Origin of the sequence: Bradyrhizobium sp. NAS96.2 (assembly GCF_001908235.1) — a bacterium.
Taxonomy (GTDB): domain Bacteria; phylum Pseudomonadota; class Alphaproteobacteria; order Rhizobiales; family Xanthobacteraceae; genus Bradyrhizobium.
The window spans coordinates 19,758-27,110 of the sequence record NZ_LGHK01000226.1; the positions used below are offsets into that span (position 1 = coordinate 19,758).

7 protein-coding genes are annotated in these 7,353 nt (G+C 65.5%); all 7 read left to right on the forward strand.

Going from position 1 to position 7,353, the window contains the following annotated elements; translation table 11 throughout:
* Positions 1-10: 10 nt before the first annotated feature.
* A complete protein-coding gene (locus tag AC628_RS35980; RefSeq protein ID WP_074131427.1) occupies positions 11-886 on the forward strand; it encodes a phosphoribulokinase in 876 nt (291 codons plus the stop codon).
* Positions 883-2,904: a transketolase gene (gene tkt, locus AC628_RS35985; protein ID WP_074131428.1), complete on the forward strand. Its 2,022-nt coding sequence runs from the start codon at positions 883-885 to the stop codon at positions 2,902-2,904. The genes AC628_RS35980 and tkt overlap by 4 nt, the downstream gene beginning before the upstream one ends.
* 15 nt (positions 2,905-2,919) lie before the next feature.
* Positions 2,920-4,002 (forward strand): class II fructose-bisphosphate aldolase, encoded by a 1,083-nt coding sequence (gene fba, locus AC628_RS35990; RefSeq protein WP_074131429.1) that lies wholly within the window; start codon positions 2,920-2,922, stop codon positions 4,000-4,002.
* Positions 4,003-4,033: 31 nt separating this feature from the next.
* Entirely contained in the window at positions 4,034-5,497 is a 1,464-nt protein-coding gene (locus AC628_RS35995) for a form I ribulose bisphosphate carboxylase large subunit (RefSeq protein WP_074131433.1), read from the forward strand.
* 12 nt (positions 5,498-5,509) lie between these two features.
* Positions 5,510-5,935 (forward strand): ribulose bisphosphate carboxylase small subunit, encoded by a 426-nt coding sequence (locus AC628_RS36000; RefSeq protein WP_074131430.1) that lies wholly within the window; start codon positions 5,510-5,512, stop codon positions 5,933-5,935.
* Positions 5,936-6,046: 111 nt separating this feature from the next.
* Positions 6,047-6,988 carry a CbbX protein gene (gene cbbX / locus AC628_RS36005; protein WP_074131434.1) on the forward strand — a complete coding sequence of 314 codons (942 nt, stop codon included), beginning with the start codon at positions 6,047-6,049 and terminating at the stop codon, positions 6,986-6,988.
* A partial coding sequence (locus tag AC628_RS36010) for an HAD family hydrolase (RefSeq protein ID WP_349510146.1) occupies positions 6,985-7,353 on the forward strand: 369 nt, incomplete at its 3' end. The genes cbbX and AC628_RS36010, both read left to right, overlap by 4 nt.

The following is a 7,353-nucleotide window of genomic DNA, read 5'->3' on the forward strand; positions in this document are numbered from 1 at the left end:
GGGGGAGCGCATGTCTCGCAGGCATCCCATCATCTCGATCACCGGCTCGTCCGGCGCCGGCACCACTTCGGTGAAGAAGACGTTCGAGAACATCTTCCGCCGCGAGAACGTCCTCGCCGCCTATATCGAGGGCGACGCGTTCCACCGCTACGACCGCGCCGAGATGCGCAGCATGATGGTGGAGGAGGCCGAGCGCGGCAACAAGCACTTCAGCCATTTCAGCCCCGAGACCAATCTGTTCGAGGAGCTGGAAAAGCTGTTCAGCGACTATGCCGAGACCGGCACCGGAACGACGCGGCACTATGTGCACGACGAGGAGGAGTCACGGCTCTATGGCGCCAAGCCCGGCACATTCACCGCCTGGGAGGCGCTGCCGGAGAATTCCGACCTCTTGTTCTATGAGGGCCTGCACGGCGCCGTGGTCACCGCCAAGGTGAACGTCGCGCAGCACGCCGATCTCAAGATCGGGGTCGTGCCGGTCATCAACCTCGAATGGATCCAGAAGCTGCACCGCGACCGCAGCCATCGCGGCTATTCCACCGAGGCGGTGACCGACACCATCCTGCGCCGCATGCCGGATTACGTGAACTACATCTGCCCGCAATTCACCGAGACCGACATCAACTTCCAGCGCGTGCCGACGGTCGACACCTCGAACCCGTTCATCGCGCGCTGGATCCCGACGCCGGATGAATCGATGGTCGTGATCCGCCTGAAGAATCCGCGCGGCATCGATTTTCCCTATCTGCTCTCGATGATCCCGAACAGCTTCATGTCGCGCGCCAACTCGATCGTGGTGCACGGCGCCAAGCTCGACCTCGCGATGCAGCTCATCCTGACCCCGCTGATCCTGCAATTGATCGAACGAAAGAGGCGAACGATATGACCGCACTTGCGTCCGTTGCCAGCCGCCCCGATATCAGCCACGACGAGATGGCCAATGCCATCCGCTTCCTCGCCGTCGACGCGGTGGAGCAGGCGAAGTCCGGTCATCCCGGCATGCCGATGGGCATGGCCGATGTCGCGACCGTGCTGTTCACCGACTTCCTGAAGTTCGATCCGGCCGACCCGGTCTGGCCCGACCGCGACCGCTTCGTGCTGTCGGCGGGGCACGGCTCGATGCTGCTCTACGCGCTGCTTTACCTCACCGGCTACGAGAGCATGACGCTCGATCAGCTCAAGGCATTCCGGCAGTGGGGATCGCAGACCCCGGGACATCCTGAATATGGCCATACGCCGGGTGTCGAGACCACGACCGGGCCGCTCGGGCAGGGGATCGCGACCGCAGTCGGAATGGCGCTCGCCGAGCGCTTGATGAACGCTCGCTTCGGCGACGATCTGGTCGACCACTACACCTATGTGATCGCCGGCGACGGCTGCCTGATGGAAGGCCTCAGCCATGAGGCGATCTCGCTCGCCGGCCATTTGCGGCTGAACCGGTTGATCGTGCTGTTCGACGACAACCATATCTCGATCGATGGTGCGACCTCGCTGTCCTGTTCGGACGACCAGACGGCGCGGTTTGCGGCCAGCGGCTGGAACGTCTGCCGCATTGACGGTCACGATCCGCAGGCGATCGCCGCGGCGATCAGGCAGGCGCGAGCGAGCGATCGTCCGTCGCTGATCGCCTGCCGGACAGTGATCGGGTTCGGTGCGCCCAACCGGCAGGGCAGCGAGAAGGTGCATGGCGCGCCGCTCGGCGCCGACGAGGTGGCGAAGACCCGTAGCGCGCTGCGCTGGCCGTACCCGGCCTTCGAAGCCCCCGAGGCGGTGCTGGCCGAATGGCGTGAGCTCGGCGGCCGCGGCCGCGATGCGCGGCGCGCCTGGATCGAGCGCTCGCGTGCCGCGTGCAAGGCGGACAGGGGCGAGCGATCGCCGTTCCACGACGCGCTGAACCGGAAACTGCCCTGTGCCTACACCAAGGCGATGGCTGCGCTCGTCGAGCGCTTTGCAACCGAACAGCCAAAGATTGCCACGCGGCAGGCCTCGCAACAGGTCATCGACGTGATCGCGGAAGCCTTGCCCAATCTCCTGGGCGGCTCGGCCGACCTCACGCACTCCAACCTCACGCAGGCGAAGTCGCAGGTTTCGGTGCGGCCGGAAACGCTGGACGGCAGCTATATCCACTACGGCATTCGCGAGCACGGCATGGCGGCGGCGATGAACGGCATCGCCTTGCATGGCGGGTTCATTCCCTATGGCGGCACCTTCCTGAGCTTCGCCGACTACAGCCGGCCCGCGATCCGCCTTGCGGCGTTGATGGGCATCCGCGTCATCCATGTGATGACGCACGATTCGATCGGGCTTGGCGAGGACGGGCCGACACATCAGCCGGTCGAGCATCTGGCGGCGCTGCGGGCGATCCCGAACGTGCTGGTGTTCCGTCCGGCCGACGCGGTCGAGACCGCGGAAGCCTGGGATTGCGCGCTGAAGGCAGAGACCTCGCCGTCGATCCTCTGCCTGTCGCGGCAGGCGCTGCCGACGGTCCGCGACGGCAGCAAGGACAACCAGGTTGCGCTCGGCGCCTACGTTCTCGCCGAGCCGGCCTTCGCGCGTGACGTCACCCTGATTGCAACGGGTTCAGAGGTGGCGATCGCGCTCGAAGCCGCAAAGCTGCTGGCGGAAGCAGGGGTTCAGGCCGCGGTCGTCTCGGCCCCGTGCTTCGACCTGTTCCGCCAGCAGCCGAGCGACTATCGCGCAAAAGTTCTGGGCAGCGCGCCGCGCGTAGGCGTCGAAGCCGCCGTCGAAGGCGACTGGGCCCGCTGGCTCGGTGACAACGGAGCCTTCGTGGGCATGACCGGCTTCGGCGCGTCGGCGCCGGCCGACGTGCTCTACCGCGAATTCGGCATCACGCCTGCGGCGGTCGCCGCTGCCGCAAAGCAGCTCATGCAACGAGCGAATTGAAAGGAGGACGCCACGATGGCGCGGATCACACTGAGGCAATTGCTGGACCATGCCGCCGAACGCGGCTACGGCGTGCCGGCCTTCAACATCAACAACATGGAGCAGGGCCTCGCCATCATGGAGGCGGCGGCATCCTGCGACGCGCCGGTCATCATCCAGGCGTCGCGCGGCGCGCGGTCCTATGCCAACGACATCATGCTGGCGAAGATGATCGACGCGCTGGAGGAGATGCATCCGCAGATCCCGCTCTGCCTGCATCTCGACCACGGCAACGAGGAGGCGACCTGCGCCACCGCGATCCGCTACGGCTTCACCTCCGTGATGATGGACGGCTCGCTCAAGGCGGACGCCAAGACCGCGGCCGACTACGATTACAACGTCGACATCACCCGCCGGGTCGTCGAGATGGCGCACTGGGTCGGCGCGTCGGTCGAAGGCGAACTCGGTGTGCTCGGCTCGCTCGAGCACGGCGGCGGCGAGCAGGAGGACGGTCACGGGGTCGAAGGCAAGATCAGCCACGATCAACTGCTCACCGATCCGGACCAGGCGGTCGATTTCGTCCGCGCCACCAAGGTCGATGCGCTGGCGATCGCGATGGGCACCTCGCACGGCGCCTACAAGTTCACCCGCAAGCCGGACGGCGAGATCCTGGCGATGCGCGTGGTCGAGGAGGTCCACACGCGCCTGCCCAACACGCATCTGGTGATGCACGGCTCGTCCTCGGTGCCGCAGGCGCTGCAGGACGTGTTCAACCAGTTCGGCGGCGAGATGCCGCAGACCTGGGGCGTGCCGGTCGAGGAGATCGTGCGCGGCATCAAGCACGGCGTGCGCAAGGTCAACATCGATACCGATTGCCGCCTGGCGATGGCCGCGGCCTTCCGCAAGGTCGCGGTGCAGTCGAAGAGCGAGTTCGATCCACGCAAGTTCCTGAAGCCCGCGATGGATGCACTGCGCGAACTCTGCCGCGACCGCTTCGAGCAGTTCGGCACGGCCGGCAATGCCGCAGGGATCAAGGTGGTTGGCCTGCCGGAGATGGCGCGACGCTACCGCGCCGGCGCGCTCGATCCGCAGATTGGAAAGATGACCCAGGCCGCCTGATCAAATGGCCAGCGAAACACAGGAGATTCTGATGAACGTCCAGCAGTCGATCACCGTGCGCGGCAAGGATCGCTACAAGTCCGGCGTGATGGAATACAAGCGGATGGGCTATTGGGAGCCGGACTATGAGCCCAAGGACACCGACGTCATCGCGCTGTTCCGCGTCACCCCGCAGGACGGCGTCGATCCGACCGAAGCCTGCGCGGCGGTGGCGGGCGAATCCTCGACCGCAACCTGGACCGTGGTGTGGACCGACCGGCTGACGGCTGCGGAGAAGTACCGGGCGAAATGCTATCGCGTCGATCCGGTGCCGAACTCGCCGGGCAGCTACTTCGCCTATATTGCCTATGACCTCGATTTGTTCGAGGCGGGCTCGATCTCGAACCTGACCGCCTCGATCATCGGCAACGTGTTCGGCTTCAAGCCGCTGAAGGCGTTGCGGCTCGAGGACATGCGGCTGCCGACCGCCTATGTGAAGACCTTCCAGGGCCCGGCCACCGGAATCGTTGTGGAGCGCGAGCGGCTCGACAAGTTCGGCCGTCCCTTGCTCGGCGCCACCGTGAAGCCGAAGCTCGGCCTGTCCGGCCGCAACTATGGCCGCGTCGTCTATGAGGCGCTGAAGGGCGGCCTCGATTTCACCAAGGACGACGAGAACATCAACTCGCAGCCCTTCATGCACTGGCGCGAGCGCTTCCTCTACTGCATGGAGGCCGTCAACCGCGCGCAGGCCGCGACCGGCGAGATCAAGGGCACCTATCTCAACGTCACCGCGGCGACCATGGAGGACATGTACGAGCGCGCCGAATTCGCCCATGAGCTCGGCTCCAACATCGTCATGATCGACCTCGTGATCGGCTACACCGCGATCCAGTCGATGGCGAAGTGGGCGCGCAGGAACAACATGATCCTGCATCTGCATCGCGCCGGTCACTCGACCTACACGCGGCAGCGCAGCCACGGCGTCTCGTTCCGCGTGATCGCGAAGTGGATGCGGCTCGCCGGCGTCGATCACATCCATGCCGGCACCGTGGTCGGCAAGCTCGAAGGCGACCCGAACACCACGCGCGGCTACTACGACATCTGCCGCGAGGACTTCAATCCGATGCAGCTCGAGCACGGCGTGTTCTTCGACCAGAACTGGGCGAGCCTCAACAAGCTGATGCCGGTGGCCTCCGGCGGCATTCATGCCGGCCAGATGCACCAGCTGCTCGACCTGCTCGGCGAGGATGTGGTGCTGCAATTCGGCGGCGGCACCATCGGCCATCCCCGCGGCATCCAGGCCGGCGCGACCGCCAACCGCGTCGCGCTGGAAGCCATGATCCTCGCCCGCAACGAGGGGCGCGACTACGTCCATGAAGGCCCGGAGATCCTGGCCAAGGCGGCGCAGACCTGCACGCCGCTGCGCGAGGCGCTCGACGTCTGGAAGGACGTTACCTTCAACTACGAATCGACGGACGCCCCGGATTTCATTCCCACGCCGAGCACGGCGGGCTGACAGGAGTTTCTCATGCGCGTGACCCAAGGCTGCTTCTCTTTCCTGCCTGATCTGACCGATGAGCAGATCGCCGCGCAGGTGCAATACTGCCTCGACAAGGGCTGGGCGGTGAACATCGAGTTCACCGACGATCCGCACCCCCGCAACACCTATTGGGACATGTGGGGCCTGCCGATGTTCGACCTGCGCGATGCGGCCGGCATCATGAAGGAGCTCGCCGATTGCCGGCGGGTCTATGGCGACCGCTACATCCGGATCTCCGGCTTCGATTCCAGCCCCGGCTGGGAGTCGGTTCGGATCTCCTTCATCGTCAACCGGCCGCGCGAGGAGCCCGGCTTCCGGCTCGACCGTCAGGAAGCTGCCGGGCGCAACGTCCGCTACGCGACGTATTCCTATGCGGCTGTTCGCCCCGAGGGCGAACGCTACGCCGATCAGTGACCGCGTCCGGTTGGCAAACCAGGCGGGTTGCTCCCTCGACCGCCTGGTCCGGATGCACTTCTCCGTCGTCGCCCGCCGCGGCGACGGAGCTTTTTTCGAAGCGAGAGGATGATGACGCAACCGCAAGAACAAGTCAGCCAACAGATCCGCGAGAGGCCGCTCGAGACCATCGACCTTCGGCATGAATTCGCCGACCTCGGTATCGGCGACGTGCTCGACCAGCTCGATTCCGAATTGATCGGCCTGAAGCCGGTGAAGACCCGCATCCGCGAGATCGCTTCGCTCCTGCTGGTCGAACGCATCAGGCAGAAGATGGCGCTGGCGACGACATTTCCGACCCTGCACATGTCGTTCACCGGCAATCCCGGCACCGGCAAGACCACGGTCGCGCTGCGGATGGCCGGCATCCTGCACAAGCTCGGCTTCGTCCGCCGCGGCCACGTCATCAGCGTCACGCGCGATGATCTGGTCGGGCAATATATCGGCCACACCGCGCCGAAGACGAAAGAGATACTGAAGAAGGCGATGGGCGGCGTCTTGTTCATCGACGAGGCCTATTACCTGTACCGGCCCGAGAACGAGCGCGACTACGGGCAAGAGGCGATCGAGATCCTGCTGCAGATCATGGAACAGCAGCGCGAGGATCTGGTGGTGATCCTGGCCGGCTATGGCGACCGGATGGAGAAGTTCTTCCAGAGCAATCCGGGCTTCCGCTCCCGCATCGCGCATCACATCGATTTTCCGGATTATTCGGATGCGGAGCTGCTCTGGATCGCCGAGCTGATGTTGCAGCAGCAGAATTATCGTTTCTCCCCGGAAGCACGCGAGGCCTTCACCCGGTACATCGGCATTCGCAAGGGACAGCCGCTGTTCTCCAATGCGCGCTCGATCCGCAACGCGCTCGACCGCATCCGGCTGCGCCAGGCCAACCGGATCGTGGCGAAGCTCGACCGCACGCTCACGGTCGACGACGTGATGTCGATCGAGGCCGGCGATGTGCTGGCGAGCCGCGTATTCGCGAAGGGCGCCGGTGCCGCCGGCGAGGCGCGATGAACCTGGCGCTCGCAGCAATCCGGACCGCGGGAATGCGCGACATCATTGCTGGGGCGCGCGCCTTGATCTTCGATGTCGACGGTACGCTCGCCGAGACCGAGGAGGTGCATCGCCGCGCCTTCAACGAGGCGTTCGCCGAGGCCGGCCTCGACTGGTTCTGGGATCAGGTGACTTACGGGCGGCTGCTTCGGGTCGCCGGCGGCAAGGAGCGCATCCGCGCCTTCGATGAGCGCAACGCGGTGCCTATGCTGACATTCGCAGATATCGCCGACCTGCATGCGATCAAGACCGCGCGCTACGCGGCGCTGGTCGCGGCGGGCGGCTGTCCGTTGCGGCCGGGCGTGAGGGCCTGGCTCGCCGGTGCG

What these genes read in the sequence shown, in the direction of transcription:
- AC628_RS35980 (WP_074131427.1), top strand. Translation starts at nt 11, where the DNA reads ATGTCTCGCAGGCATCCCATCATCTCGATCACCGGCTCGTCCGGCGCC.
- tkt (WP_074131428.1), top strand. Translation starts at nt 883, where the DNA reads ATGACCGCACTTGCGTCCGTTGCCAGCCGCCCCGATATCAGCCACGAC.
- fba (WP_074131429.1), top strand. Translation starts at nt 2,920, where the DNA reads ATGGCGCGGATCACACTGAGGCAATTGCTGGACCATGCCGCCGAACGC.
- AC628_RS35995 (WP_074131433.1), top strand. Translation starts at nt 4,034, where the DNA reads ATGAACGTCCAGCAGTCGATCACCGTGCGCGGCAAGGATCGCTACAAG.
- AC628_RS36000 (WP_074131430.1), top strand. Translation starts at nt 5,510, where the DNA reads ATGCGCGTGACCCAAGGCTGCTTCTCTTTCCTGCCTGATCTGACCGAT.
- cbbX (WP_074131434.1), top strand. Translation starts at nt 6,047, where the DNA reads ATGACGCAACCGCAAGAACAAGTCAGCCAACAGATCCGCGAGAGGCCG.